The following is a 25,110-nucleotide window of genomic DNA, read 5'->3' on the forward strand; positions in this document are numbered from 1 at the left end:
GGCGAATGATGGCCGAAATCGACGACGAACTCCCGAAATACCTGCAGATCTCGGCGCATCTGCGTGAGCTCATCGAGCGCGGCGAGCTGGCTCCCGGCGCCGAGGTGCCCTCCGAGCGGGAACTCGCCGCCCAATGGAAGGTCGCCCGGCCTACCGCGGCGAAGGCGCTGAACACGTTGCGCCAGCAGGGAATCGTCCGGTCCCGCCGCGGGTCGGGCACGTATGTGACCGATCGGCGGGCCCTGATGCGGGAGAACGCGCCGCGATACGGACCGCCGTTCGCCGAGGACGACTCGGTGACGGTGCTGGAAGCGGCGGTGGTCACGGCGCCGCGGGAGGTCGCGGATGAGCTCGGCCCGTCCTGCGTGCGTGCTGTGATGCGAAAAGAATTGAGCATCAACACTCATGGCTCGGTAACGCTGACGACCTCTTGGTATCCCCACGAATTCGCCGAATCCACCGCTGGATTGCTCACCCGCGAGCGCCTGCCCGGCAGGGGCCTGCGCTACCTGGAATCCGCCGTCGGACGCGGTACCGCGGTCGTACGCGAGCGCATCGGCGCCCGCCTCGCCACTGGCGACGAGCGCCGTCATCTGGCGCTGTCGTCTCCGGCCGCGGTGCTGGTCGTCCACCGCACCTGTCTCGACGCCGACGGCCGCGCCCTGGAGTTCTGCGCGGCCGTCCACCCGCCCGGCCGGTGGATTCTCCAACAGGAGTATTCCACCAGCTCAGCGGCCGATTTCCGCCGTTGACACCCCTTGCGTGCAACTGGCATAGTCCAGTTATCGGAAGCGTCGAAGGGTGGGAGTTGCGATGTCCGATCAGTTGACCATCGGTGGCTGGGTGATCGTGGGGGAGCATTGCTCGGTCCGGTTGGCTCCGCTACCCCGCGACAACTACCTCGCCTTCGTCTTCGAAAGCAGCGGAACGGAATTCGAGCTGGCGCTCGCTCCCGCCATCCTCCACCGCATGGTGGATCTCGGTACCCCGCCCGCACCCTGACCCGGAAGGGGTGTGCCGACCGCCCATTGCGGCCGGGCCGGTCGCAGCTCTGCGGTCGTTTGCGGACATGTGGCGAAAAGTGCTGATCGACAGCGATTTCCAGGTCGGCTGCCCGGTATTGGCGGTCGCCATCGAAGATCCCGTCGACGACGACCGGCCGCAGCGCGCCGCCGCGGCCGCGTTCGAGAACTGGACCGCGTTGCTGGCAGGATCGCTGCGCGACCATGGCGCCGGTGATGTCGATGCCGAGCAGACCGCCACGGTTATCGTGGCCGCGGTGGAGGGCACGGTGGCGATGTGCGGGGTCGAACACAGCACCCGCGCGCTCGACCAGACCGTGGACAAGCTCGAGGTCCTCGTCCGGTCCGTCACCACGAACTGAACACTTTCGGGGAGCGTTCAGCCCGCGGTCGAAACTATGCGGGTTTCGTCGCGCTGACGTACTGCAACATCCGATGGATGCGCTGGTCGATCTCCACAAGGCCGTTGTCGGCGAAAAGGGTGGGGAAGGTCTTGGCGTCGAAGACGCGCAGACCGCTCCAACCGCCGATAACGCGGCTCATATCGCCGATGGGATTGTCGGCACGGTGGCTGGTGGTGATGGCGATCCGGCCGCCGGGCGCCAAGACCCGGATCATCTCGCGGGCCGCGGTGAGCGGGTCCGGAATCAGGTATAGAGCGCCGAAACAACAGACAGCGTCGAATGTTTCGTCGGCGAATGGGAGAGTGCGCGCGTCGCCGCGCAGATAGCCCACGCGAGGTCCGGCGTTGTCGGCCACGGCGCGCGCCAGCATCGGCGCGGAATAGTCCACGCCGACCGCGTAGCCGTCACCGGACAGCGCTTTGCTCAGGTACTTGGTGAAATTGCCCGGCCCGCAAGCAATATCGAGCACTTTCTGCGGGCCGCGCAGCCGAAGCGTGGCGACCGCGTCGCGCCGGTCCGCCGCCGTGGTGCGGCCGCTGGCGAGATAGAACACGGTCGGCCGCCAGGCCCGTTCGTACACCGCGGCCAAGGCCGGAGCGTTCATGGTCTTGCGAGCGAGATTCACCGAGAATGTGCCTCAGGCGCGGTCGACTGTGATGGTCATGCCCGCCGCACGCAGCCGATCGGCGAGCGCGTCGCCCATCGCGGCGGCGGGGGTGAGAATGCCCGCGAGGTCGGGTTGCTTGTCGCCGTCGAACGCCAGGCACAGGCCGCTCTCGCCGAGCAGGACCGCGGTGGCCTGGTATCCAGGGTCGCCGGTGCCGGCGAAGGTCGCCACGTATTTCGTGCCGGAGGTGGTGTGCGCGAACGTCTTCATGGTGAACCAGCCGCTGGCCCGGGCTTCTTCGCTCGGTCCTGTCCCCGGCTCGGGCAGCACCCGGTCGAGCACCTTGCGGCCCGCGGAGGACCGCGACAGCAGTGCGCCTACGGTCATGGCGGCCACGATGCCACCTGCCATACCCGCGGCGATGAGCGGCGCCAGCCGCGACCTGCCCGCGTTCATCACCTCGCGGTAGCGGAAATTCTTGCCGTACACCCAGCCGAGCAGCCCGTTGGTGCGGCGCACGACCTTCGTGTTGTGCGCCGCCATGACGAACGTGCTCACCCAGCCGTCCAGGCTCGGATCGATCGCGCTCGCCCGGGACAGCGCCTGATCGGATTGGCGGCCGACGTCGGGGTCCCGCGACTTGTCCGGGCTGAGCGAATACGGGTGGGACAGCACCTTGCCCTTGGCCGGGTCGGCGGCGATCGCCTCCATCATCGCGCGTCCGGAATCGATGGTGCCGCCGCTGGCGCCGCCCTTGAGCGAGGCGACGGTCGTGGTGTCGACCAGCTCACCGGTGTTGTCCTCGACCGAGCGGCGGTAGAGCTGGTACACGTTGATGTCGGACGGAATCGAATCGTAGCCACAGGAATTCACGATCTTCGCGCCGGTCGCGGCGGCCTGGTCGTGGTAGGCGTCGATGGCGTCGCGAATGAACAGCGGCTCACCGGTGAGATCGGCATAGTGGGTTCCGGCCTTGGCGCACGCCGCGACCAGCGGCATCCCGTAGCGCAGGTACGGACCCACGGTGGTGACCACCACCTTGGTCCGCGCGGCCAGCTCGTCCAGCGCGGTCTGGTCGGTCGAGTCGGCGACCACCAGGCCCCAATCGGCGGCCTTCGGCCCGAGTCCAGCACGCACGGAGGTCAGCTTGTCCAGCGACCGCCCGGCCAGTGCGACGCGAGCGGACTCCGGTGCGGCGCCTGCGAGGTACTCCGCGGTCAGCTTGCCGACGAAGCCGGTCGCGCCGAAGAGGACTAGGTCGAATTCCCGTGCGTCTGCCATGGTCTTCCGTTCTGGGTCGGGTCGCCGGTCGGCGGCTATTTGGTGGTCTTCTTCCGCGCGCGCGACCGCTTCGGCGCGGCGGGCGGATGGTCGGCGAGCCAGGCGTGGTGCGCGCGGCCGAGCTCGGTGACCGGTGGTTCGTCGTACAGCCATTCCCTGGCCACCCGGTGCCAGTTCGCGGTGCAGCCGAGCTGACCGAGCATGCCGAAGGTCAGGAAGTCCGCGCGGCGCGAGAACAGGTGCTCCGGCGGCAGATTCTGCTGCTTCATCCCGGTGAACTCGCTGGCTCTCGGGTCCACCGCGAGCAGGAAGGCACCACTGGCCAGCTCGGGGGTGATGGTCAGCTCCTCGTCGACCAAGCACCATTCCGAGGCGGCCAGCACGTATTCCAGGCACTCCTCGGCGCCGATCTCCTGCGGCGAATCGATCACACCGCGCTGGATCATCAACTGCCGCAGGTCCTCGGCGCGGTCCTCGGCGGCGGCGCGCAGGCAGATCACCTCGAATCGCACATGCTCGGGATCCATCCGGTTGAACAACCCGAAGTCCAGGAAGCCGACCCGCCCGTCCTCGGCCAAGAGCACGTTGCCCGGGTGCGGGTCGCCGCAGAACTCGTTGAAGGCGAACAGCGAACCGACGTAGAACCGGTAGATGATCTCGCCGATCCGGTTGCGTTCGGCCTCGGGCAGTTGCCGGATCTCCTCGAAGCCCTTGCCCTCCACGTACTCGGTGACCAGCACCCGAGTGGTGCTGAACTCCGGCAGCGACCGCGGCACGATGATGAACGGATGCTCGGTGTAGATCTCGGCGATCTGCAGCTGCGTCGCGGCCTCGGCACGGTAGTCGAGTTCGCCCTCCATGTTCAGCCGCAGCTCGTCCAGCACCGCGGGCGTCACCCATGGCATCGCGGACTGCAGCACGCGCCGGAACATCGCGAGGTTCTTCAGGTCCGCACGCACCGCGGTGTCGATGCCCGGATACTGCACCTTCACCGCGACTCGGCGGCCGTCGTGCAGCCGCGCCCGGTACACCTGGCCGATCGAGGCCGCGGCCACCGGCTCGGCGTCGAACTCGGCGAACACCGCGTCGAGCGGCTTGCCGAAATCCTCTTCGATCACCGTGCGCATGGCCGCGAAGGAGACCGTGGGCGCCGCGTTGCGCAGCACAGCCAGGCGTTTCTGGAATCGTTCCCGGTGGTTCTCGGGCACAAGGTCCAGGTCGAGCACCGACATCATCTGCCCGAGCTTCATCGCCACGCCCTTCATGGTGCCCAGCACCATGACCACCTGCTCGGTGGTGCGAATCATGGATTCCTCGGCCATCTTCGCGCGGACGGCCTCGGACCTGCCCCGCATGGTCAGCCGTGTCCGCTGTGTGCGAAGCACCGAACTCGCCGCTACCGCGCCCAGCTTGGTGCCACGAGCAAGCCGAGAGGTCGGCACTTGCTTCGCCATCGAGGTACCTCCGTTGGTGCCGCGGTCGTCAGCGACGGACACGCGGGCGGTAGCTCGCGTGACCAGGGTCCGCGCGGACCGCCGTCGAGTACGGCGCTTGCGGTGACGCAGCGCACTCGGCGCACCGCTCGGCTTCAGACTAGCCAACGTTTCGGCAAAGTCGAGAGGGCTGATGAACTTTTGCTAGCGGTACAGCTAGCACCTGGGCGATCGGCCCGGATCAGTCCGCCGCAGGAGTCTCGGGCGTGGGCAGCACGTGCGGCTGCGCGTTGAACACCGCGGGTGAACCGCCGGCGCGGGCCATGCCCTCGATGGCGCTCCAGGCCAGCATGGTGAGGTAATCGATGACGTCCTCGCGGGACAGCGACTTGTTCGTCGACCACCAGTGCGTCGCCAGCTGGATGCCGCCGACCAGCACATATGATGCCAGCGCCGCACCTTCGGTCTGGACGCCGCGCTCCAGGGCGCGCTCGGTGATCACGGTGCACACCACCTCGGCGAAGAGCTTCTCGAACTCCGCCAGCGAGGACTGGTCGGCCGCGCCGTTGCCCATGATGAAGCGATAGACCTCCGGGTCCTCGTCCACGGTGCCGACGTACTCGGCCAGCGCCGAGCGGACCAGCTGGTATTCGTCGGCATCCAGGCTGATCGCGCCGTACACCCGCGGCATCAGGGTGGTCTCGATGTACCGCTGCATGGTCGCGTGGACCAGATCGTTCTTGTCGGAGAAGTAGCGGTACAGGACGGTCTTGGAAACGCCGATCTCCGCGGCGATCTCGTCCATGCCCGCGTTGCTGCCGCGCGCGCGGACAGCGGCGAGGGTGCCGTCGACGAGTTCCTCGCGGCGATCGATCTTGTGTTGCCGCCACCGGCGCTTGCGGCCGTCCATCCGGCCGCCGCGCACCGCCGTCGGTCGCTCGCCGATGTCGACAAGGTCTTCGGTGGACAGCGTGGGCTCCCTCGTTCGTAATTGCTCCGGTGGCTACCAGCTTAGGTCGCGAATACCCGTGATATGCGCGTTTGGGCCCGGATGCGGCGGGAACCACAGCGTCGGGCGGGCCTGGCGTGTCGAGTGCCACTCGCCGGCTCGCCCAGATGCCGAAGCACAGCAGAATGGGAGGCATGGAGAAAGCTCCCGGCAACACCGCGGTGCTGGACGCCCGCGCCGCGCCTGCCGCCGCGTCCCTCGGCTTCGCCGCCGTGCTCGACGAGGCGGCCAAGCGCCGCGACCTGTGGCGGATGAAGGCGCTCGCCACCGGCATGCTGGCGCTGGCCACCGCGATCTACCTGTTCTGCCGCTGGACCGAATCCCGCGGCGCGGGTGGCGACTGGGTCGGCTACCTGCGGGCGGCGTCGGAGGCGGGCATGGTCGGCGCGCTGGCCGACTGGTTCGCGGTGACCGCGCTGTTCCGGCACCCGCTCGGCCTGCCCATCCCGCACACCGCCATCATCCGGCGCAAGAAGGACCAGCTCGGCGCCAGCCTCGGCACCTTCGTCGGTACGAATTTCCTTGCACCGGAAGTAGTTTCGACGAAACTGAAGTCCGCGCAGGTCTCTTGGCGGGTGGGGCGCTGGATGGCCGACCCCGGACACGCCGCCCGGGTGGCCCAGGAGAGCTCGACGATTCTGCGCGCCGTCGTCGGGGTCCTGCGTGACGAAGACGTGCAGCAGGTGATCGACAACACCATCGTCAAACGGATCGCCGAGCCGCTGTGGGGCCCGCCGATCGGGCGGGTGCTCGCGGAATTGCTCGCCGACAACCGGCAGCAGGCGCTGCTGGATCTGCTCGCCGAGCGCGCGCACCAATGGGCGCTCGGCTCACAGGAGACGATCGACCGCATCGTGCTGCGGGACGCGCCGCAGTGGGCGCCGAAGTTCGTCAACATCCTGCTTTCCGAGCGGATCTACCGGGAGCTGGTCGAGTTCACCTGGAAGATCCGTTCCAACCCCGAGCACGAGGTCCGGCTGGCGGCGAACCGCTTCCTGGAGGAATTCGCCGAAGACCTGCAATACGACGACGCCATGATCAAGAAGGCGGAGCGCGTCAAGGCGCAGATCATGGGCCGGGAGGAGATCACCGGAATGGCCGAGGCCACCTGGCGGGCGGCCAAGCGGCTGATCCTGGAGTCGGCCGACGACCCGAACAGCACGCTGCGGCGCAAGGTCGCCGAGAACGTGCAGCAGCTCGGTGAGCGCTTGCGCGACGAGGCCGACATGCGCGCGAAGGTGGACGGCTGGATCGACCGGGGCGCCCGCTACTTGGTGGGCAACTATGCGGATGAGATCAGCACTCTGGTCACCGACACGGTTGCCAGGTGGGATGCCGACGAGGCGAGCAAGAAGATCGAATTGCAGGTCGGCCGGGACCTGCAATTCATCCGCATCAACGGCACCGTGGTCGGTTCGCTTGCCGGATTGGCGATCTACACGATCTCCCATCTGATGTTCGGCGGCTGATCCGCGGTGCGCGGGCCGTTTGCCGAGACTCTGCTAGCACACTGCTTGCAATAGCTAGCACCCTGACCTAGAATCGAACCCGTACAACCGCCAGAAGGTGAGTGATGGCAGACCAGCCCGAGGTTTCCGCCGAGTACACCGACAGATCGGACGAGCACTCGTCCGATGTCGGCGAACGAGGGGGTCGCGTCGCCAGCGCGGCGCACGACATCGGAGGCTTCATCAGGGCGCAGCGAGAAGCCGCGCAAGTCTCGCTACGCCAGCTCGCCCAGCTGGCGGGGGTGAGCAATCCGTATCTCAGTCAGATCGAGCGCGGACTGCGCAATCCGTCCGCCGAAGTGCTCACGCAGATCGCGAAGGCGCTGCGGGTCTCCTCGGAGGTCTTGTACGTACGGGCTGGCTATCTCGAGCAGCGGCCGCACAGTCCGGTCCGGGATGCCCTGCTTGCCGACACGTCGATCAGTGAGCGGCAAAAGCAGGTGCTGCTGGACATCTATGAATCGTTTCGCCGGGAAAACGGAGGAAACGAGGCAGGGGGGGACGTTTGGGACAGCGACGTTCCGCGCACGACAACCGACACTCCGCCACGCCAGGAGAACGAAACATCATGACCGAGAAGAACGCCACCGTGACCAAGCCACTGCTCGCCACCGTCGGCGCGGGTGACGCCCTCTATGCCGCCGTCAACGACGTCGTCGCGCAGGTTCGCGATCGTGCGGCCGCCGCCGACGTTCAGACCCGCGTGGACGAGGCGCGCGAGCGCTTCGCGAACGTGCCCGCCGACGTGCAGGCCCAGTTCGAGTCGCTGCGTGAGCGGCTGTCGGGGCTGCCTTCGGAGCTGCCGGACGACCTCGCCGAGTTGCGCGAGAAGTTCACCGCCGAGGAGCTGCGCGCGCGGGCCGAGAAGTACTACCGCCAGGTGCTCGACGCCTACGCCGACCTCGCCGTCCGGGGCGAGGAGACCATCGAGCGGCTGCGCGCCAACGAACGCGTCGAGGAGCGGATCGGCCAGGTCGAAAGCCTCTACGACGACGCGGTGAGCCGCGCCGAGGACGTGCTCGACCGCGTCAACGGGCTGCTCGGCCGCCCGGCCAAGGCCGAGGACGCCGCCGAGGCGGATCCGGTCGTCGAGGCCGAAGTCGTCGACGTGACCACCGAGGAGACCCCTGCTCCCGTCACGAACGGCGCGCCGAAGAAGGCCCCGGCCAAGAAGGCCACCACCACCGCCGCGAAGAAGACTCCCGCCAAGAAGGCCGCCCCTAAGAAGGCCTGACCTCCCGCGGATAAACCGTTCGACGCCCCCGTGCACCCGTTCGTGGTGTACGGGGGCGTTTTGGTGGAGCAGTCCGTGACGCGGCCGGACGTAGTCCGTCTTCAGGCCCGCGCATGGCCGGAGCGGAGGCGGAGTACGCATAGGGGACGCCGTCGGACGTAGTCCGTCTTCAGGCCCGCGCATGGCCGGAGCGGAGGCGGAGTACGCATAGGGGACGCCGTCGGACGTAGTCCGTCTTCAGGCCCGCGCATGGCCGGAGCGGAGGCGGAGTACGCATAGAGGACGCGGCCGGACGTAGTCCGTCCTCAGTCCCGCGCATGGCCGGAGCGGAGGCGGAGGTACGCCTATCATTGTTGGGGTGAATATGGTGCACGGATTGACCGGGATGATCCTGCTGGTGCTCTGGCTGGCGGCGCTCGGTGCGACGATTTTCGCGCTGATCCACGCCGTGCGTCAGCGTCCGGACGCGTTCACCGCGGTGGACAAACTGACCAAGCCGATCTGGCTGGCGATTCTCGGGGCGGCCGTGCTGGTGCTTCTCCTCTCGCCCGCGGGGCTCGGCCTGCTGTCGTTCGCGGCGATCATCGCGACCGGCATCTACCTCGCCGACGTGCGGCCCAAGGTGGACGAAGTTCAGCGGGGTCCGCGCTGGTGAGGGAGTAGTTCGCGGACTGGTACGGGTGCTTGCACTAGCAAGCGGCGCAAATCGGGGTTACTGTATCTATCAGTAACACAAAGGAGTGTCCGATGCGTGCCATGCTGCCGACGGCGTTGACGAGCTTCCGGGCCCTGCTCCGGGGCTTGCGCGACGCGCACAGCGCCGAGCTGCGTTCCCGTACCTACCGGACCGCGGCGTTCAATCTCCCTACGACGGCCCCTGAGGTGATCCCGGTGCACGGCCGGGACGGCGCGCTGCTGCGGGTGCACGCCTATGGCCCGTCCGATCGGCCGGTCATCGTGCTGATTCACGGCTGGACCTGCTGTCTGGAGTACTGGAACCCGCAGATCAACGCCTTCGCCGGCGAGTACCGCGTGATCGCCTACGACCAGCGCGGCCACGGCGAGAGCGAGTACGGCTCCGACAAGCTGAACATGGACCTGCTGGCCGACGATCTGGCCGCGGTACTCGACGCCGCGCTCGCGCCCGGACAGCGGGCCGTGCTGGTCGGCCACAGCCTCGGCGGCATGACCGTGCAGGCATGGGCGGGCCGCTACCCCGAGCGGGTCGAGAAGCAGGCGCTGGCGGCCCTGCTGGTCAATACGGCGGCAGACCGGCTGATCCTGGAGACCACGCTGGTACCGCTGTTGAACCGGCCGCTGCGGCTGCTGCAACTGAAGGTGCCGTTGCCGTTCCTGTTCGGCAGGCTCGGACTCGGGACCCCGATCGTCTTCCCGCCCATCGCGCCGGTGCGCTGGTTGTTCGCCCGGCAGATCCTCACCACCACGGCGAAAGGCGACATGCTGGCGTTCAGCATGGCCATCGTGCGCTCGTGTCCGGCGTGGGTGCGTTCCAGGTTCGGTGTCCTGCTCGCCACGATGGACCTCGGGGAGGCGGCGCGCAATCTGGTGGTACCGACCACGGTGCTCGCAGGCCAATTCGACGACATGACCCCGCCGGTCCACTCCGAGCGGATCGTGGAGATGCTCCGGCAGACCGGCAGCTTGATGCGCTACGGCGTGCTGCCCACCGGCCACCTCGGCAACGTCGAGGCCTATGGACGGTTCAACGAGGAACTCGCGCGCCTGCTCGCCGCGGTGCGCCCGCGCACCCGCGCCGACCTCGTGGGCTGACTACTCGGCCGGTCCGGCCGGTGGTCAGGAAAAGACGACTGTGCGGCGGCCGTGTACCAGGACGCGTCCTTCCAGATGCCAGCGCAGGCCGCGCGCCAGCACCACCCGTTCGATGTCGCGGCCCTGGCGGACCATGTCGCGCACCTCGTCGGCGTGGTCGATCCGGATGACGTCCTGCTCGATGATCGGGCCCGCGTCCAGCTCCGCGGTGACGTAGTGGCAGGTGGCCCCGATCAGTTTCACGCCGCGGGCGAACGCCTGGTGATAGGGGCGAGCGCCGACGAACGAGGGCAAGAAGCTGTGGTGGATGTTGATCGCCTTGCCTGCCCAGTGCTCGCACAGCTCGGCCGGCAGCACCTGCATGAACCGGGCGAGCACCACCGCGTGCGGGTCGTGCGCGTCCACCAAGGCGCGAACCTCCTCGAACGCGGGGCCGCGCTCGGCCGGGTCCTTGGGGAACGGCACGTGATGGAACTTCACACCGTGCGCCTCGGTCATCGCCGCCAGATCCGGATGGTTGCCGATCACCGCCTCGATGGTGGCGGGCAGCTCGCCGCTGGCGGCGCGGCCGAGCAGGTCGTGCAGGCAGTGGCCATCCCTGCTGACCAGCAGGACCGCGCGGCGGCGCTCGCGGGAATCCAGCAGTTGCCATTCGGTTTCCGGACCGAGATCGGCCGCCACCGCGGCGAATCGGTCACGCAGTTCTTCGATCGAGAACGGCACTGTCTCGGCCTTGATCGCCTGACGCGTGAAGAACCACCCGGTGTCGAGGTCGGAGTGGTAGCCCGCCTCCACTATCGAGCCGCCGAATTCGGCGATGAACGACGTGATTCCCGCGATGATGCCGGGGCGATCCAGGCACCCCAGAGTCAATACATAGCGACGGTCGTCCTGAACGGGTGGAGCGGAACTCATGGCCCCATCCTCCCAGGTGTGCTGCGGAGGATTTGCCGCGGCTTCGGAAATACACCGCACCGTTCCAGGCTGCCTGAGGGCCGGTCATCGACCTGTGGGCATGGAAAACCGGGTCAGAGATCGTAAAACGGGTCCGCGTAGTGGAATTCGCCGGCTATTTGCGAGTCGTAGGCCGACAGTGAGCGGACCTGGAAATGACTGACCCAGGCGGGTTCGTCGGGAGTGATGCCGAGGCGGGCGGCGGGGACGAAGCCGAAGCGGGGGTAGAACTCCAGGCTGCCGAGCAGGCCGACCAGCGGTTCGTCGAGGGCGTCGGCGGCTCCGAGAGCCGCGTGCATGAGTGCCGAGCCGACGCCCGCTCCTTGATGGCCGGCGAGCACACCGATCGGGCCGAGCGCCAGCACGGGGAACGGGCCGACGGTGGCCCTGGTCAGGCACAGGTGACCGACCACGCTGTCGTGCTCGATCGCCACCAGCGAGAGCGTGGGAATCCAGCCCTCGTCGCTGCGCAGCCGTTCGACGAGGCCCACCTCGGGTGGATCCGCGCTGCCGCGGTCACCGGCGTCGGCGCCGTCGGGATCGATGGCGGTGGCGTAGCGCGGTGCGAATGCGCTGCGATGCACCGCCGCGATCGCAGCGGCGTCGTCGGCGCGTTCGCGACGGATCAGCACGGTCGTCTCCTCCCGAACGAAGTAGGGCCCATCCGCACACGTTAGTCAGTCGACCGTGGCGTCACGCTTTCCGATGCGCCATCAGCTACGAGTGTGCGTGAAGCGCGTCCAGGTGCGCAACGGAATTCGCCCACGGAACGGGGTATGGCGTTCGGTGTGCCAGACTCTCACCCCATGGCAGATTCCGCGTCGCTGACCAGGTCCGAAGTGGCCGCCATGATCGACCATACGCTGCTGGCGCCGGAGGCGACCCCCGCCGAGGTCGCCGCGCTGGTCGAGGACGCGCGCGGGTTGGGCGTACTCGCGATCTGTGTGTCGCCGTCCATGTTGCCGCTGCGCGCGCCCGGGCTCGTGGTCGCGACGGTCGCCGGATTCCCCTCGGGGAAACATCATTCGCTGGTGAAGGGCGCCGAGGCGCGGCTCGCGGTGGATCAGGGAGCGGCCGAGGTCGACATGGTGATCGACGTCGGCGCGGCGCGTGCCGGGGACTACACGGCGGTGCTCGCCGACATCGTCACGGTGCGCGAGGCAGTCGGGGATCGGGCGCTGCTGAAAGTGATCATCGAATCCGCCGCCCTGCCGGATCAGGCGATCGTGGAGGTGTGCCGGGTCGCCGAGCGCGCCGGAGCGGATTTCGTCAAGACTTCCACGGGATTTCACCCCTCCGGTGGCGCCAGTGCCCACGCGGTGCGGCTGATGGCGGAGACGGTGGGCGGGCGGCTCGGCGTCAAGGCCAGTGGCGGTATCCGCACCGCCGAGACCGCGGCCGAGATGATCGCCGCGGGAGCGACCCGGCTGGGGCTGTCGAAATCCCGCGACGTGCTGGACGGCTTTCCGGCCTGACCGTCAGCCGAAAGCTGTTTCGCGACGGAGGCATTCGACCCTCCCGGCGAATGTCTTGCGCCACTGGGAATTCAGCAGCTGGCCCCGGAACCGTTGCTCGCGGACTCCAGCGGGGTGCGTCCACCGGCCAGCTTGACGTCGACGCCGGAATCGGTCACCTTCAGCTCGGTCGCCGACATGCCGAGCGGGTAGCTCTGCAGGCTCCGGGTGAGAATATCGACGATGCTCTGCACCAGGTCGGGGGGCACACCGATGCCAAGCAGCTGCGCCGACATCGTCTCCACCTCGACCATCCCGTTCTGGATCTGCGGCTTCAGCTGAAGTTCGGCCAGGCCGCCGAGCACGGCCAGCGTCAGCATGCCCGAGCTCTCCGACGAGGTCACTCCGGTGACCAGGCCGCCGAGCGTCTCCTTGATGCCCTCGTTGCTCCACGTGACGTCCGCGGAGGAGCTCCCGATCGTGCTCCCCTTGCGGTCGTCGAGCTCGACGTCGCGGAAGACGGCATGGACCACCATCCCGACGGCGGGGCCGAATTTGGTGTCGTCGCTGTTCACCCGCACCGAGGGCACCTTGCCGTCGATCCAGGTGATCAGCATCGGCTTGGGACCGAATCGCACGTCGATCTTCGACCCCATCTCCTTCTCGAATTGCGAGCTGATACAGCTCGCCACCGTGTGCCTGGCGTATGCCTCTCCGCCGACCAGGACCGTTGCGAGCAGAATCGCTACCACGGTCAGGGCGATCAGCAGGGGCCGCCGGTTGATCGTCGAGGTGGACGGCGTGTTCGTACTCATGGTGGCGATTCTTCCCGACCTTTCTGTGCCGTTTCTGTGGAGGCATTGAGGGGTCCGAATGTGACATCCAGCACAAATGCCGAGCGTAGCCTGGTTCGCATGGCTGGCGATGCGGCAAGCCGCGCGAACGGATCCGCGGAACAAGAATGGCGTGTCCTGCGCCGATGGGCCGGTCGGCACGCCGGTTTCTTCACCGCCCGGCAGGTGCTGCGCATCGGGTGTGCGGGGCGAGTGCGGGACGGGCTCCGCGATGGTTCGGTGACCAGGGCGGCGCCGGGCGGCCTGCTGCGCTTGGCCGGATGGCCGGAAGGTCCGCTCGACGAATACGCGATGTGGTCGGCCTGGTTCGACGGCGCGGCGGTCGTCTCCCATCACAGTGCGGCCGAGTTGCACGGCCTGGGCAGGCTGTGTCCGCGGTTCCTGCATCTGTCGGTGCGCGCGGGCCACCCGCCAGCGCCGTCCCGGTTGGTGGTCGTGCGCCGCTCGCTGACCGGCGCCGACGTGGAATCGGCCGGGCCGTTTCTGGTGACCACCCCGGTGCGCACGGTGCTCGACCTGGCCGAGGCGGGTATCGGACAGGCCGCCTTGAACGAGGTGGTCGCCGACGCGGTCGCCATCGACCGCTGTGCGGGCGAGGAGATCACCGAGGCCGGCGCGCGGCTGAAGCCCCGCGCCGCGGCACGGGTGTATCGCGCGCTCGCCGTCGCCTGACGGGCATCAACCGACCGGCGCCACGGCCGACCACGGCACCGACAGCACGTTGTCGCGCAGGCGGCGACGGTAGTGGCGGATCGGGAAACCTTCCTCGCGCAGCGCCTGCGCGGCGGCGCGCCAGCGGACCCGGGGACCATAGGGAGCCAGCGGCGCCGCGCGGGCCCACGCGCGGTCCGCGGCGGTGAGCAGCTCGTGGATCGGCTCCCCCGGGATGTTGCGGTGGATCAACGCCTTCGGCAGCCGTTCCGCGAGGGCGGAGGGCCGCTCCACGCTGAATGGATCCCAGGCCAGGGTGAGGGAACGGGGGCCGTCCCGGTCGAGCAGGATCCATGCGCAGCGCCTGCCCACTTCGTCGCAGGTGCCGTCGACCAGCAGACCGTCCGGCGCCAGCCCGGAACGGATGGTCGACCACGCCTCCGGTACGGCGGATTCCGGATACTGCCGCAACACATTGAACGCCCGCACCAGGACCGGTCGCAGCCCCGCCAGTTCGAATCCGCCACGGGCGAAGGTCACGCCGTCGCGGCCGGGCACCACACGCTGCGGATCGATCTCCAGACCCACCACGCGCACGTCGGCGCGCACGATGCGCAGCCGCGCGGCCAGCTCGAACGTCGTCCAGGGGCTGGCGCCGTACCCGAGGTCGACCACGAGCGGATCGGCCGCCTCGCGCAGCCGGGCGGCGATGAACTCGTCGTTGATCAGTCGGCGATCGCTGCGGCGGAGGCGGTTGACGGCGGTGGTGCCACGGGTGATCGTGCCGACCGGTTTGGTCAGCGGGTGGGGTGGTGTTCTTCCAACCACTGAACCGTGAATTCGGCCTCGCCGCGGAACAGGTCGACCAGGTTCACGAGCATCAGCTGCTCCAGTCGCGGTCCGACCATGGGGATGAAGACCTTCGCTTCCGAGGAGAAGCGCATGGTGCAACCGGTTTCGGTCGGGAAGAGGCGGATGGTGCCGCCCAGGCTGCCCGGTCCGGCTGGAATCGACGCCGAGTACTTACCCGTGATCTCGTCCGGCGCGTAGGCGCCGTAGGTCTCCTTGCGGGTGATCACCATGTCCTTGCGCAGCACCGTCTGCGCGATCTCCGGCAGCATCTCGCGGGGCAGGATGTGGTGCAGTTCGATGTTGATGCCGCCGTCGCCCGCCTCCAGCTTGACCACCTCGTTGCCGGGGGTGTACTTCCGCATCTCTTCGATCCGCGCTTCCCAGTAGTCACGGTTCGACAGCGCCGCGTACAGCTCTTTTGTGGTGTGCAGCGGATAGCGGGCGGAGTAGTCCAGTCGGCGTGCCATGGGCTCACAGATTACTGGGTCCGGTAACAGGTACTTCGGCGGGCGGGGGGTCTGCGGAGGTCACACAAATGCGGGCATTGGGGGATGTGGCCGGACCCAGTGCCCGTTTTCGGTGCGAATCAGTGCGACGCGATCCAGTTCTCGGTGAACTCCGCCTCGTTCTTCAGCAGTTCGGTGAGGTGCTCGTCGATCGCCTTCTCGATCTTGCCGCCGAACAGCGGGATCTTCACCTCGATGGTTCCCTCGACCGCGACGGTGGTGCCGGAACCGTCGGCGGAGAGCGTGACGGTGCCGCGCACTTGGGCGGGCGCGCCGTCGACGCGCGCTTCGAAGGTGGCGGTGTCGCCGCTCCAGTGCTCGACGCGGGGAATGACCAGGTCACCGGGGCGTACCGCGGTGATCGCGGGCGGCAGCTTTTCCGCGGCGATGGCCTGCACCATCTCGACGCGCACCTCGTCACCGCTGATGGTGACCGACTCCAGGCGGGCGTTGGGGCCGCCGACCTCGGTGATGCGGTCCTTCCAGTACAGCTCGTTCGCGAAGGCCGCGCGCACGGTAGCGGGAGAATGCGAGTAGCGGGCCGTATACGCCAGCGGTGTAGCCATGGGTCCACACGCTACCGTGCGGCGCGCGAACTACACGAGTGGTGGCATCGGAGCTGCTCGGGCAGTGCACTGCACGCTACCGTGTGGCGTGCGAACTTCACGTTTGGTGCTGTCGGATCTGCTCGCCGACACCGGCGCGCGGCTGCGCGAGGACGTGCGGCTGGCGGAGCTGACCACGCTGCGGGTCGGCGGACCCGCCTTGGTCGCCGAGTGCGCGACGACCGAAGCGCTGGTCGCGACGGTGCGCGCGCTGGACGCCGCGGGGGTCCCGGTGCTGTTGCTGGCGGGTGGCTCGAATCTGCTTGTCGGCGATGACGGTTTCGACGGCGTTGTGGTCCGCATCGCCACCACAGGCGTGGAGATCGGTGCCGACGGCGTAGTCGCGGAGGCCGGAGCAAACTGGGACGACGTGGTGCACGCCACAGTCGCCGCCAGATTCGGCGGGCTGGAATGTCTGTCCGGCATTCCCGGCTCGGCGGGGGCGACGCCGGTGCAGAACGTCGGCGCGTACGGCGCCGAGGTGGCCAGCCTGCTGCGCCGAGTGCGTCTGCTGGACCGCGCCAGCGGCGAGATCCGCTGGGTGGCGCCCGACGAGCTCGGGTTCGGTTATCGCACCAGCGTGCTGAAGCACCGCGACGACGCCGTGGTGCTCGCGGTCGATTTCGCGCTGCGCACGGACGGTTCCAGCGTTGCGCTGCGCTACGGCGAGCTGGCCACCGCGCTGGGCGCCGAGGTGGGGGAGTCCCGGCCCGCGCCGCAGGTCAGGGAAGCGGTGCTGCGGCTGCGCGCGGGCAAGGGCATGGTGCTCGACCCGGCCGACCACGACACCTGGAGCGCGGGATCGTTCTTCACCAACCCGGTTGTCGCCCAGGACCGGGTGGCGCAGGTGCGGGCCGCGATCGCCGCCCAGGTGGGCGATGTCACGGTGCCGACTTACCCGGCGGCGGGCGGGGTCAAGTTCTCCGCCGGCTGGCTGATCGAGCGGGCGGGTTTCGCGAAAGGATTCCCCGATGCCGAGGCGCCGGCCCGGCTGTCGACGAAACATACTCTGGCGCTGACCAATCGCGGCAGCGCCAGCGCGGCCGATCTGGTGGCCCTGGCGAGAACGGTGCGCGACGGCGTCGCCGACCGCTTCGGGATCCGATTGGAACCGGAACCGGTCACCGTCGGCGTCACATTGTGATCGTCAGCGTGATCGACTGAAAGCGACGCCACACGCTGCGCGGACGTGTCCGGCCGTGCGCCGCGCGTAGATTCGACGAAATGAGCGACCGACCGATGATGCCCCGCCGGGTGGCCGCGGTGTCGGCCGTGCTGCTGGCAGTCGTCGCGCTGGTGGCCGGATGCACGATCGACCGCGGTGCGGCGGGCGGCCGCGACGCCGGTCCGATCGCCGAGGCGACGTTGGTTCCCGCCGACGACGCCGCGAACGTCAACCCGACCGCGCCGGTCTCGGTGACGATCAGCGACGGGACGATCGACCAGATCGCGCTGACCAACGCCGCGGGCAAGCAGGTCCGCGGCGAACTCGCCCCGGACAAGCGCGGTTACGCCATCACCGAGCCGCTCGGCTACGACGCCACCTACACCTGGTCGGGCACCGCGGTCGGGACCGATGGCAAGCCGATCCCCATCGAGGGTTCGTTCCGCACGCTCGCGCCGAAGAGCACAGTTCCCACGACCATCAATATCGGCGACAACCAGGAGGTCGGCATCGCCGCGCCGATCGTGCTGCAGTTCAAGTCATCCGTGTCGAACAAGGCCGCGGTGGAGAAGGCGCTCACGGTCACCACCGACCCGCCCACCGAGGGCGCGTGGGCCTGGTTTCCGGACGACGGCGGTTCGCGGGTGCACTGGCGTCCGAAGAACTACTGGACGCCGGGCACCACCGTGCACGTCTCGGCGCGGCTCTACGGACTCGACCTGGGGGGCGGCAATTACGGCTATTCCGATCTGACCTCGGACTTCCGCATCGGCCGCAGCCAGATCGTCAAGGCGAACGCGCCGAGCCACCGCATGCAGGTGGTCCGCGAAGGACAGACAGTGTTCGATTTCGGGGTCAGCTATGGCGAGGGCAATGAGCCGCGCAACGTCACCCGGTCCGGCGTTCACGTGGTCACCGAGAAATACGAAGACTTCATGATGTCGAATCCGCCGTACTACACCAATGTCCGCGAACGCTGGGCGGTCCGCATCTCCAACAATGGCGAATTCATCCACGCCAATCCGGAATCGCTCTCCGCACAGGGTTCGGCGAACGTCACCAACGGTTGCATCAACCTCTCGCCCGCCGACGCGCAGGCCTATTTCCCCACCGCGCTCTACGGCGATCCGGTCGAGGTGACCGGTACGTCGATCCCGCTCTCCGCCGCAGACGGCGATCTCTATGACTGGACCATCGACTGGAACACCTGGAAGAGCATGTCGGCGTTGCAGGGCGCGCCCTCGGCGGTGGTGTCGGCCACGCCGGTACCGCCGCAGCCGGCCGGCGGCCGCTGAGCTCTGTCAATTTGCAGCGCCTGCGGCGCTGCGTGTTCGCGGCTCGCGTCCGAGCGACCGCCGCTTGCGACTGCGTCGCTTGCGCGTCGGCCACTCGGACGCGAGCCGGGCCGCGAACGGGCAATGCTCGGTCTCGCTCCGCTTGAAAACGAGGGTTGGGCTGATGCTGATGGCGCTGGGAGCAAACGTGGCATTCATCGACCGCGCTTCCATGGGCCACTGCGCGCTCCTGAGGCACGGTCGTAGCCGCGGCACGGGGCCCGGTCAGCTGAAGTCTTTGGGCGCACCGACCGTGTTCGGCTCCTGCTCTTGCTCGATGTGGTGGTCGGCGGCGCGTTCGGCGCGGACCGCCTCGTGCCGTTCGGCGAGCAGGTCGCGGATTTCGATCAGCAGCTCGATCTCGGTGGGCTCGGCCGCCTTGGTGGTGCCGAAGCGGTTCTTGATCGTCTTCATCGGCAGGATCAGCACGAAGTACAGCACCGCCGCGACCATCGCGAAATCGATGGCCGCCGTGATGATCGGGCCGACGGCGATGAAGGTGGCGGGTTTGGATGGAATCAGCTGCACGCCGAGGCCCAGCTCATTGGTGCTGCCGAAGACGGCGAGCAAAGGATTGATGATGCCTTTCGTCACCGAGGTCACCACGGCGGTGAACGCGGTGCCCATGACGACGGCGACCGCGAGGTCGATGACGTTCCCGCGCATCAGGAACTCTTTGAAGCCTTTGAACATGCGCCGAACCACTCCCATCCGATGTCCTGCGTTCGGTCCCTGGGATGCTAACGGCTCAGCTGAGGACGGGCGCCCCTAACCGCGACGGGCGAATCGGCCCGGGTCGGCCTGGTCGCGCGGCTTCACGATGATCTGGTCCAGGTTCACGTGCGGGGGCCGCGACGCCACGAAGCCGATGATCTCCGCGATGTCCTGGGCGACCAGCGGGTCGATGCCCTCGTACACCTTCGCGGCGCGCTCGGCGTCGCCGCCGAAGCGCACCACGGAGAACTCGGTTTCCACTGCACCAGGGGCGATCTCGGTCAGCCGCACCGGCTGTCCGAGCAGCTCGCCGCGCAAGGTGCGGTGCAGCACGGCCTGCGCGTGCTTGGCCGAGGTGTAGCCGGAGCCGTTGTCGTAGGCGGTGAACGCGGCCACCGACGTGACGGTGACGATCAATCCGTCGCCGGAATCGATCAGCTTGGGCAGCAGGGCCTTCGTGACGCGCAGCGTGCCGAGTACGTTGGTCTCCCACATCCAGCGCCAGTCGTCCAGGTCGGCCTCGGCGACCGGAGCCAGGCCCTTCGCGCCGCCCGCGTTGTTGACCAGCACGTCGACACGCTCGACCGTGTCGGTGAACGAGCGCACCGACTCCTCGGAGGTGACGTCGAGTTCCAGTGCGGTGCCGCCGATCTCGTCGGCGAGGCGGTGCAGCCGGTCGAGCCTGCGGGCGCCGACGTAGACGTGGTAGCCCTGCGCGGCCAGCTCCCTGGCGGTGGCTTCTCCGATTCCCGAGCTGGCTCCGGTGACGACGGCGGTGCGAGTACTCATGCTCGTGATCCTAAGTGCGCGGTGTTTGCCAGGGCCGAGCCGTCGCCCGGGATCACGGTTAGCCTCGGTGCCATGCCTATTCGGGATGTGGTTAGCGCGGACGGAACGACCATCGTCTACCGGGTGAGCGGGCCGGACGACGCCCGCCCGCTGGTGCTGCTGCACGGCTGGTCGGCGAATCTGCTCTGCTGGGGCGCGTCCGCGGACGACCTCGCCGCACACTTCCGGGTAGTCGCCGTCGACCTGCGCGGCCACGGCTACTCCGACGCGCCCGCCGCGGGCTACGACGATCCGAAGAACTGGGCCGCCGACGTCGCGGCGGTCCTGGCCGCCGAGGACATCGCGACGGGCGCGGTGTTGCTGGGCTGGTCCTACGGCGGGATCGTGCTGTCGGATTACCTCGCCGCCTACGGCACGGATGCCGTCGCCGGCGTCGTCTACAGCGGCTCGATGGCGAACATCGGCCCGGGTGTGCCGGGCGCGGCGACCGGGAGCCTCATGCGGGAGGCGATTCCAGGCGTCTTCGAGGAGAGCGCGGGCCGCGCGGTGCGGGCCTTCGGTGCGTTCGGCGATGCCAACACCGGCCCGGGCGCGGACAAGGGGCCGGATGCCCAGCGTCTGTTCGGTGCCAGTCTCGCCACTGCACCCAGGGTGCGCAAAGCGCTCTTCTACCGAACCGTCGACAACACCGAAACGCTACGCGGGCTGGATATTCCGGTGCTCGTCATGCACGGGACCGATGATCGGATCGTTCCGATCGAGAACGGCCGCTACATCGCCGATACCGTCCCGGACGCGCGCGCGTCGTTCTGGGACGGCGCCCAGCACGGCCTGTTCATCGAGGATCGCTCCCGGTTCGTCGCCGAGGTGAGCACGTTCGCCGCTGAGCTGTGATCCGTGGCATCTGCTGTGTGATAGCTCTCACTTGGTGCGGTCAGGGCGTCTGAGACCCGCACGGCGCCGTGCACTATGGAGAGTGTGAGTCAGCGCCTGGACCTACGGCCGAACCGTATCGCCGTGCTATCGGTGCACACCTCACCACTCGCCCAGCCAGGGACCGGCGACGCGGGCGGTATGAACGTCTATGTCTTGCAAACAGCCGTTGAGCTGGCTCGACGCGGCACCGAGGTGGAGATCTTCACCCGCGCCACCGCCTCGAACGTCCCGCCGGTTCAGGAAGCCGCGCCCGGCGTGCTCGTGCGCAACGTGGTGGCCGGGCCGTTCGAAGGGCTGGACAAGCACGATCTGCCCACGCAGCTGTGCGCGTTCACGGCGGAGGTACTGCGCCAAGAGGCCAGGCACCTGCCCGGCTACTACGACCTGGTGCACTCGCACTACTGGCTGTCCGGTCAGGTCGGCTGGCTGGCCAGGGACCGGTGGCGGGTGCCGCTGGTGCACACCGCGCACACGCTCGCCGCGGTGAAGAACGCCGCACTGGCCGAAGGCGACTGCCCGGAACCGGCGACCCGCGAGATCGGGGAGAAGCAGGTGATCGCGGAGTCCGATCGGCTGGTCGCCAACACCGCCGAGGAGGCCCGCCAGTTGGTCGAGCTCTACGGCGCCGACGCCGAGCGGATCGATGTGGTGCCTCCCGGCGCGGACCTGGCCTGCTATCGCCCCGGCGACCGGGCCGCCGCGCGCGCGGCGCTCGGGTTGGCCGCCGACGAGCAGATCGTCGCGTTCGTCGGTCGCATCCAGCCGCTGAAGGCGCCCGACGTGCTGGTGCGTGCCGCGGCTGAGGTGCTGCGCGACGCTCCGGAGCGTTCGCTGCGGGTACTCATCGTCGGGGGACCGTCCGGCAGCGGCCTGGAGCGACCCGACGCGCTGATCGAGCTGGCCGCCGAACTGGGCATCGCCGAGCGGGTGAGCTTCCTGCCGCCGCAGCCGCCGGACCGGCTGGTGCTGGTCTACCGCGCCGCCGACCTGGTCGCGGTGCCGAGCTACAACGAGTCCTTCGGCTTGGTGGCGATCGAGGCGCAGGCCAGCGGCACCCCGGTGCTCGCAGCCGACGTCGGCGGTCTCGGCACGGCCGTACGGCACGAGGACTCCGGCCTGCTGGTCCCGGGACACCGCACCTCGGACTGGGCGAACGCGCTGCGCCTGCTGCTCGACGACCCGGACCGGCTGCACCGGATGAGCGAGCGAGCCGTCGCGCACGCCGCGAACTTCTCCTGGGCGCACACCGCCGACGGTCTGCTTGCCAGCTACTCCGCGGCGCTGGCCGGTTTCCGTGAGGAGCGCGAGTTGCTCGGCGGTCGTGGCCTCGCGCACAGCGTGTTGCGCGACGACGCCGACGACCGCGTCTCCGGCGAGCGCACCGACCTGGCCGGCGAACGGACGGCCGCGCTCCTCGGCGAGACCAGCCAGGCCAGGTCGCGGGCGCTGTGGCGGCGCCGGATGGGAGTACGCCGGTGAACGAGGTACAGGCGATCGCGCGGCTCATCGACGAGACGCTGCGCGAAAGGGAGATCGAGTACACCCGGCCCGGCGAGGAGACCTTCGTCGTCGTTCTGCCCGGCGAGCGCAAGCTCAAGACCACAGTGATGCTCACGGTGGGCAAGCACGGGATCCGGATCGAATCGTTCGTCTGCCGCAAGCCGGACGAGAACTTCGAGGGCGTCTACAAGTTCCTGTTGCGCCGCAACCGCAGGCTCTACGCCGTGGCCTACACGCTGGACCGGATCGGCGACATCTACCTGGTCGGCCGGATGGCCGCGCACGCCGTCACCCCCGACGAACTGGATCGGGTATTCGGCCAGATCCTCGAGGCGGTCGACGCCGATTTCAACGTGCTGCTGGAACTCGGTTTCGCCGAATCCATTCGGCGCGAATGGAAGTGGCGTGTCTCGCGGGGCGAGTCGTTGCAGAATCTGCGCGCCTTCGAGCATCTGGTCGATTCCGCCGACCAGCCCTGAGTACCTCGCGCGCCGGATCCGGCGCGCCGGTCCCTGCCCTGAGCGACAATCTCTGGTGGCTCGGATCGGCGAAGGGGAACGGCGTTGGCGGTACTCGCTCTGGATATCGGCGCGACGAAGTTCGCGGCCGGGATAGTGCACCCCGGCTATGAGATTCGCGACGTGCGGCGGGTGGACGTGCCGCAGACGGACGTGTGGGACGCCTGTCGCGAACTGCTGCTCGAGGTGGCGGGTACGGAGCCGGTCGTGGCCGTGGGGATCGGTTCCGCCGGGCCGGTAGACGTGCGGACCGGTGTCACCGGGCCGTTGAACATCCCCGAGTGGAAAGCGGGGTTCCGGATCGTCGCCGCCGTGCAGGAGCTGTTTCCCTCGGCCGCGATTCGATTCGCCATGGACGGCGCCTGCCTGGCGTTGGCCGAGCACCGCGTCGGCGCGCTGCGCGGGGTGCCCGATGCCCTGGCGATGACCGTGTCGTCGGGGATCGGCGGCGGGCTGATCGCGGACGGCAAAGTGCTGCTCGGGCGCACCGGCAATGCCGGGCATGTCGGGCACATCGTCGTACCGGGCTGGGATACGCCGTGCGGCTGTGGCGGGGTCGGGTGCGTCGAGGCCGTCGCCAGCGGCATGTCGTCGGTGCGCTGGGCGCGCGAGCAGGGGTGGCCGGGCGTCACCGGGGCGCGGCTGGCCGAGGACGCGCACGCGGGCGACCGGATCGCCATCGCGGCGCTGCACCGGGCGGGCACCGCGCTCGGCACGGCCATCGCCTCCGCCGCCGCCCTGCTCGACATCGACCGGGTGGTGATCGGCGGCGGCTTCGCGCAATCCGGTGCGCCGCTGTGGGATCCATTGCGCGCCGCGGTTGACGAGCACGCCCGGCTGAACTTCCTGCGGGAACTGCGCGTGGAACTGTCCCGCATCACCCACGGCGCCACGCTGGTGGGCGCGGGTGTGCTCGCCACGGACCGAACGGTCTGACTTCGCGCATCCCCGCCCAGGCCCGTCGGGCGGTGGCGGGGAACCGATGCGACCTGGCCGAGCGCGCATGGGAGGATGACGGCATGACGTACACCCTCGTGCTGCTGCGCCACGGCGAGAGCGAATGGAACGCCCTGAACCTGTTCACCGGCTGGGTGGACGTGCACCTGACCGACAAGGGCATCGCCGAGGGCAAGCGTGCCGGGGAGCTGATGGCCGAGCACGGCATCCTGCCGGACATCGTCTACACCTCGCTGCTGCGCCGCGCGATCTCCACCGCGAACATCGCGCTGGACGCCGCCGACCGGCACTGGGTTCCGGTGGTCCGCGACTGGCGGCTCAACGAGCGTCACTACGGCGAACTGCAGGGCAAGAACAAGGCGCAGATCCGGGAGAAGTACGGCGACGAGCAGTTCATGCTGTGGCGCCGCAGCTACGACACCCCGCCGCCACCGATCGATCCGGCCAACGAGTACAGCCAGGAGGGCGACCCGCGCTACGCGGGTATCGACGTCCCGAAAACCGAGTGCCTGCTCGACGTGGTGAACCGGATGGTCCCGTACTGGGAGTCGACCATCTCCAAGGACCTGCTCGCCGGCAAGACCGTGCTGGTCGCCGCACACGGCAACTCGCTGCGCGCACTGGTCAAACACCTCGACCGGATCTCCGACGAGGACATCGCGGGCCTGAACATCCCCACCGGCATCCCGCTGCGCTACGAGCTGGACGAGAACCTGCGCCCGGTGCGTCCGCACGAGTACCTGGACCCGGAAGCGGCTGCCGCCGGCGCCGCCGCCGTCGCGGGCCAGGGCGGTAAGTAACCTCCGCAAACGCGAATCCCAACGCGCTGCCACCATCCGGTGGCAGCGCGTTGTCTTTTCGGCGCTTTCCGCCCGGAAAGGAGTGTCGTGCGACACGCCGGAAGGGTGGACGCCAGTCGGCAGCGGCGACGTCTACCGTTCCTGCGGTGAGGCAGGATTCCGCTGCACGCTGTGCGCCGCGATCGCCGTGGCCAGCGCAAAAGACGGGGACTGCGGCATCTCGTCAGGTTAT

General features: G+C 68.7%; 29 protein-coding genes. 17 read left to right on the forward strand and 12 right to left on the reverse strand.

The window, feature by feature from the left end; all coding sequences use genetic code 11:
- Positions 1 to 8: 8 nt before the first annotated feature.
- The 3 genes from IU459_RS10430 (at position 9) to IU459_RS10440 (ending at position 1,384) form a co-directional block, all read left to right on the forward strand.
- Complete coding sequence (locus IU459_RS10430) at positions 9 to 752, forward strand: GntR family transcriptional regulator (protein ID WP_195129277.1); 744 nt, start codon at positions 9 to 11, stop codon at positions 750 to 752.
- A gap of 61 nt (positions 753 to 813) precedes the next feature.
- Positions 814 to 1,002, forward strand: coding sequence for a hypothetical protein (locus IU459_RS10435; protein ID WP_195129278.1), 189 nt, complete (start codon positions 814 to 816; stop codon positions 1,000 to 1,002).
- A gap of 10 nt (positions 1,003 to 1,012) precedes the next feature.
- Positions 1,013 to 1,384 (forward strand): LmrA/YxaF family transcription factor, encoded by a 372-nt coding sequence (locus IU459_RS10440; RefSeq protein WP_440446477.1) that lies wholly within the window; start codon positions 1,013 to 1,015, stop codon positions 1,382 to 1,384.
- 34 nt (positions 1,385 to 1,418) lie between these two features.
- Here the strand turns inward: IU459_RS10440 and IU459_RS10445 are convergent, their stop codons facing one another.
- The 4 genes from IU459_RS10445 to IU459_RS10460 all read right to left on the reverse strand — a co-directional run bounded on the left by IU459_RS10445 (position 1,419) and on the right by IU459_RS10460 (position 5,657).
- Entirely contained in the window at positions 1,419 to 2,051 is a 633-nt protein-coding gene (locus IU459_RS10445) for a class I SAM-dependent methyltransferase (RefSeq protein ID WP_195129280.1), read from the reverse strand.
- Positions 2,052 to 2,063: 12 nt separating this feature from the next.
- On the reverse strand, positions 2,064 to 3,314 hold the full coding sequence (locus tag IU459_RS10450; RefSeq protein ID WP_195129281.1) for a saccharopine dehydrogenase family protein: 1,251 nt from the start codon (positions 3,312 to 3,314) through the stop codon (positions 2,064 to 2,066).
- 35 nt (positions 3,315 to 3,349) lie between these two features.
- Entirely contained in the window at positions 3,350 to 4,768 is a 1,419-nt protein-coding gene (locus IU459_RS10455; protein ID WP_195129282.1) for an ABC1 kinase family protein, read from the reverse strand.
- A gap of 220 nt (positions 4,769 to 4,988) precedes the next feature.
- Entirely contained in the window at positions 4,989 to 5,657 is a 669-nt protein-coding gene (locus tag IU459_RS10460) for a TetR/AcrR family transcriptional regulator (RefSeq protein ID WP_228837683.1), read from the reverse strand.
- 233 nt (positions 5,658 to 5,890) lie between these two features.
- On the opposite strand from IU459_RS10460, the gene IU459_RS10465 reads away from it, so the two are divergent.
- From IU459_RS10465 to IU459_RS10485, 5 genes are all read left to right on the forward strand, one after another.
- Positions 5,891 to 7,225 carry a DUF445 domain-containing protein gene (locus tag IU459_RS10465; protein WP_195129284.1) on the forward strand — a complete coding sequence of 445 codons (1,335 nt, stop codon included), beginning with the start codon at positions 5,891 to 5,893 and terminating at the stop codon, positions 7,223 to 7,225.
- A 104-nt stretch (positions 7,226 to 7,329) separates the two neighbouring features.
- Positions 7,330 to 7,836: a helix-turn-helix domain-containing protein gene (locus IU459_RS10470; RefSeq protein WP_228837684.1), complete on the forward strand. Its 507-nt coding sequence runs from the start codon at positions 7,330 to 7,332 to the stop codon at positions 7,834 to 7,836.
- Positions 7,833 to 8,498: a heparin-binding hemagglutinin gene (locus tag IU459_RS10475; RefSeq protein ID WP_195129285.1), complete on the forward strand. Its 666-nt coding sequence runs from the start codon at positions 7,833 to 7,835 to the stop codon at positions 8,496 to 8,498. The genes IU459_RS10470 and IU459_RS10475 overlap by 4 nt, the downstream gene beginning before the upstream one ends.
- 364 nt (positions 8,499 to 8,862) lie before the next feature.
- Positions 8,863 to 9,153: a DUF2516 family protein gene (locus IU459_RS10480; RefSeq protein ID WP_062968150.1), complete on the forward strand. Its 291-nt coding sequence runs from the start codon at positions 8,863 to 8,865 to the stop codon at positions 9,151 to 9,153.
- Between the two features lie 92 nt (positions 9,154 to 9,245).
- A complete protein-coding gene (locus IU459_RS10485; RefSeq protein WP_195129286.1) occupies positions 9,246 to 10,289 on the forward strand; it encodes an alpha/beta fold hydrolase in 1,044 nt (347 codons plus the stop codon).
- Positions 10,290 to 10,313: 24 nt separating this feature from the next.
- Here IU459_RS10485 and purU read toward each other — a convergent pair whose 3' ends face one another.
- Both purU and IU459_RS10495 read right to left on the reverse strand, forming a co-directional pair.
- Positions 10,314 to 11,204, reverse strand: a complete 891-nt coding sequence (purU, locus tag IU459_RS10490) for a formyltetrahydrofolate deformylase (RefSeq protein WP_195129287.1) — start codon at positions 11,202 to 11,204, stop codon at positions 10,314 to 10,316.
- 113 nt (positions 11,205 to 11,317) lie between these two features.
- Complete coding sequence (locus tag IU459_RS10495) at positions 11,318 to 11,875, reverse strand: GNAT family N-acetyltransferase (protein WP_195129288.1); 558 nt, start codon at positions 11,873 to 11,875, stop codon at positions 11,318 to 11,320.
- 174 nt (positions 11,876 to 12,049) lie between these two features.
- On the opposite strand from IU459_RS10495, the gene deoC reads away from it, so the two are divergent.
- Positions 12,050 to 12,718, forward strand: coding sequence for a deoxyribose-phosphate aldolase (gene deoC / locus IU459_RS10500; RefSeq protein ID WP_195129289.1), 669 nt, complete (start codon positions 12,050 to 12,052; stop codon positions 12,716 to 12,718).
- Between the two features lie 71 nt (positions 12,719 to 12,789).
- Here deoC and IU459_RS10505 read toward each other — a convergent pair whose 3' ends face one another.
- Positions 12,790 to 13,512, reverse strand: coding sequence for an LmeA family phospholipid-binding protein (locus IU459_RS10505; protein ID WP_195129290.1), 723 nt, complete (start codon positions 13,510 to 13,512; stop codon positions 12,790 to 12,792).
- A gap of 99 nt (positions 13,513 to 13,611) precedes the next feature.
- Here IU459_RS10505 and IU459_RS10510 point away from each other — a divergent pair, with 99 nt between their 5' ends.
- Positions 13,612 to 14,223, forward strand: a complete 612-nt coding sequence (locus IU459_RS10510) for a hypothetical protein (protein WP_195129291.1) — start codon at positions 13,612 to 13,614, stop codon at positions 14,221 to 14,223.
- A gap of 6 nt (positions 14,224 to 14,229) precedes the next feature.
- On the opposite strand, the gene IU459_RS10515 is transcribed toward IU459_RS10510, so the two are convergent.
- From IU459_RS10515 to IU459_RS10525, 3 genes are all read right to left on the reverse strand, one after another.
- Positions 14,230 to 15,030, reverse strand: coding sequence for a class I SAM-dependent methyltransferase (locus tag IU459_RS10515; RefSeq protein ID WP_324198822.1), 801 nt, complete (start codon positions 15,028 to 15,030; stop codon positions 14,230 to 14,232).
- Positions 15,000 to 15,521, reverse strand: a complete 522-nt coding sequence (locus IU459_RS10520) for a DUF2505 domain-containing protein (protein WP_195129292.1) — start codon at positions 15,519 to 15,521, stop codon at positions 15,000 to 15,002. The genes IU459_RS10515 and IU459_RS10520 overlap by 31 nt, the downstream gene beginning before the upstream one ends.
- Positions 15,522 to 15,640: 119 nt before the next feature.
- Complete coding sequence (locus IU459_RS10525) at positions 15,641 to 16,126, reverse strand: DUF2505 domain-containing protein (RefSeq protein ID WP_195129293.1); 486 nt, start codon at positions 16,124 to 16,126, stop codon at positions 15,641 to 15,643.
- Positions 16,127 to 16,268: 142 nt separating this feature from the next.
- Here IU459_RS10525 and IU459_RS10530 point away from each other — a divergent pair, with 142 nt between their 5' ends.
- Positions 16,269 to 17,309 carry a UDP-N-acetylmuramate dehydrogenase gene (locus IU459_RS10530; RefSeq protein ID WP_195129407.1) on the forward strand — a complete coding sequence of 347 codons (1,041 nt, stop codon included), beginning with the start codon at positions 16,269 to 16,271 and terminating at the stop codon, positions 17,307 to 17,309.
- An 80-nt stretch (positions 17,310 to 17,389) separates the two neighbouring features.
- Positions 17,390 to 18,625 carry a L,D-transpeptidase gene (locus IU459_RS10535; protein WP_228837685.1) on the forward strand — a complete coding sequence of 412 codons (1,236 nt, stop codon included), beginning with the start codon at positions 17,390 to 17,392 and terminating at the stop codon, positions 18,623 to 18,625.
- Positions 18,626 to 18,889: 264 nt separating this feature from the next.
- Here the strand turns inward: IU459_RS10535 and mscL are convergent, their stop codons facing one another.
- A complete protein-coding gene (gene mscL, locus IU459_RS10540; protein WP_195129409.1) occupies positions 18,890 to 19,357 on the reverse strand; it encodes a large conductance mechanosensitive channel protein MscL in 468 nt (155 codons plus the stop codon).
- 75 nt (positions 19,358 to 19,432) lie between these two features.
- Positions 19,433 to 20,167 carry an SDR family NAD(P)-dependent oxidoreductase gene (locus tag IU459_RS10545; RefSeq protein WP_195129294.1) on the reverse strand — a complete coding sequence of 245 codons (735 nt, stop codon included), beginning with the start codon at positions 20,165 to 20,167 and terminating at the stop codon, positions 19,433 to 19,435.
- A gap of 72 nt (positions 20,168 to 20,239) precedes the next feature.
- On the opposite strand from IU459_RS10545, the gene IU459_RS10550 reads away from it, so the two are divergent.
- From IU459_RS10550 to IU459_RS10570, 5 genes are all read left to right on the forward strand, one after another.
- Positions 20,240 to 21,061, forward strand: a complete 822-nt coding sequence (locus IU459_RS10550; RefSeq protein WP_195129295.1) for an alpha/beta fold hydrolase — start codon at positions 20,240 to 20,242, stop codon at positions 21,059 to 21,061.
- A 75-nt stretch (positions 21,062 to 21,136) separates the two neighbouring features.
- Positions 21,137 to 22,582 carry a D-inositol-3-phosphate glycosyltransferase gene (gene mshA, locus IU459_RS10555; protein WP_195129296.1) on the forward strand — a complete coding sequence of 482 codons (1,446 nt, stop codon included), beginning with the start codon at positions 21,137 to 21,139 and terminating at the stop codon, positions 22,580 to 22,582.
- Positions 22,579 to 23,082: a YbjN domain-containing protein gene (locus IU459_RS10560; RefSeq protein ID WP_324198823.1), complete on the forward strand. Its 504-nt coding sequence runs from the start codon at positions 22,579 to 22,581 to the stop codon at positions 23,080 to 23,082. The genes mshA and IU459_RS10560 overlap by 4 nt, the downstream gene beginning before the upstream one ends.
- 84 nt (positions 23,083 to 23,166) lie before the next feature.
- The gene (locus IU459_RS10565) at positions 23,167 to 24,057 is read left to right on the forward strand and encodes an ROK family protein (protein ID WP_195129298.1); all 891 of its coding nucleotides are present in this window, start codon (positions 23,167 to 23,169) and stop codon (positions 24,055 to 24,057) included.
- Between the two features lie 83 nt (positions 24,058 to 24,140).
- On the forward strand, positions 24,141 to 24,878 hold the full coding sequence (locus tag IU459_RS10570) for a phosphoglyceromutase (RefSeq protein WP_195129299.1): 738 nt from the start codon (positions 24,141 to 24,143) through the stop codon (positions 24,876 to 24,878).
- Positions 24,879 to 25,110 lie beyond the last annotated feature (232 nt).

The organism is Nocardia amamiensis (assembly GCF_015477605.1).
Lineage (GTDB): Bacteria > Actinomycetota > Actinomycetes > Mycobacteriales > Mycobacteriaceae > Nocardia > Nocardia amamiensis_A.

Coding starts and splice junctions, on each gene's coding strand:
- IU459_RS10465 (WP_195129284.1), top strand. CDS start 5,891: ATGGAGAAAGCTCCCGGCAACACCGCGGTGCTGGACGCCCGCGCCGCG.
- IU459_RS10430 (WP_195129277.1), top strand. CDS start 9: ATGGCCGAAATCGACGACGAACTCCCGAAATACCTGCAGATCTCGGCG.
- IU459_RS10485 (WP_195129286.1), top strand. CDS start 9,246: ATGCGTGCCATGCTGCCGACGGCGTTGACGAGCTTCCGGGCCCTGCTC.
- IU459_RS10520 (WP_195129292.1), bottom strand. CDS start 15,521: ATGGCACGCCGACTGGACTACTCCGCCCGCTATCCGCTGCACACCACA.
- mscL (WP_195129409.1), bottom strand. CDS start 19,357: ATGTTCAAAGGCTTCAAAGAGTTCCTGATGCGCGGGAACGTCATCGAC.
- IU459_RS10505 (WP_195129290.1), bottom strand. CDS start 13,512: ATGAGTACGAACACGCCGTCCACCTCGACGATCAACCGGCGGCCCCTG.
- IU459_RS10455 (WP_195129282.1), bottom strand. CDS start 4,768: ATGGCGAAGCAAGTGCCGACCTCTCGGCTTGCTCGTGGCACCAAGCTG.
- IU459_RS10435 (WP_195129278.1), top strand. CDS start 814: ATGTCCGATCAGTTGACCATCGGTGGCTGGGTGATCGTGGGGGAGCAT.
- IU459_RS10475 (WP_195129285.1), top strand. CDS start 7,833: ATGACCGAGAAGAACGCCACCGTGACCAAGCCACTGCTCGCCACCGTC.
- IU459_RS10525 (WP_195129293.1), bottom strand. CDS start 16,126: ATGGCTACACCGCTGGCGTATACGGCCCGCTACTCGCATTCTCCCGCT.
- mshA (WP_195129296.1), top strand. CDS start 21,137: ATGGAGAGTGTGAGTCAGCGCCTGGACCTACGGCCGAACCGTATCGCC.
- IU459_RS10535 (WP_228837685.1), top strand. CDS start 17,390: ATGAGCGACCGACCGATGATGCCCCGCCGGGTGGCCGCGGTGTCGGCC.
- IU459_RS10460 (WP_228837683.1), bottom strand. CDS start 5,657: ATGGACGGCCGCAAGCGCCGGTGGCGGCAACACAAGATCGATCGCCGC.
- IU459_RS10570 (WP_195129299.1), top strand. CDS start 24,141: ATGACGTACACCCTCGTGCTGCTGCGCCACGGCGAGAGCGAATGGAAC.
- IU459_RS10480 (WP_062968150.1), top strand. CDS start 8,863: ATGGTGCACGGATTGACCGGGATGATCCTGCTGGTGCTCTGGCTGGCG.
- purU (WP_195129287.1), bottom strand. CDS start 11,204: ATGAGTTCCGCTCCACCCGTTCAGGACGACCGTCGCTATGTATTGACT.
- IU459_RS10545 (WP_195129294.1), bottom strand. CDS start 20,167: ATGAGTACTCGCACCGCCGTCGTCACCGGAGCCAGCTCGGGAATCGGA.
- deoC (WP_195129289.1), top strand. CDS start 12,050: ATGGCAGATTCCGCGTCGCTGACCAGGTCCGAAGTGGCCGCCATGATC.
- IU459_RS10450 (WP_195129281.1), bottom strand. CDS start 3,314: ATGGCAGACGCACGGGAATTCGACCTAGTCCTCTTCGGCGCGACCGGC.
- IU459_RS10550 (WP_195129295.1), top strand. CDS start 20,240: ATGCCTATTCGGGATGTGGTTAGCGCGGACGGAACGACCATCGTCTAC.
- IU459_RS10510 (WP_195129291.1), top strand. CDS start 13,612: ATGGCTGGCGATGCGGCAAGCCGCGCGAACGGATCCGCGGAACAAGAA.
- IU459_RS10470 (WP_228837684.1), top strand. CDS start 7,330: ATGGCAGACCAGCCCGAGGTTTCCGCCGAGTACACCGACAGATCGGAC.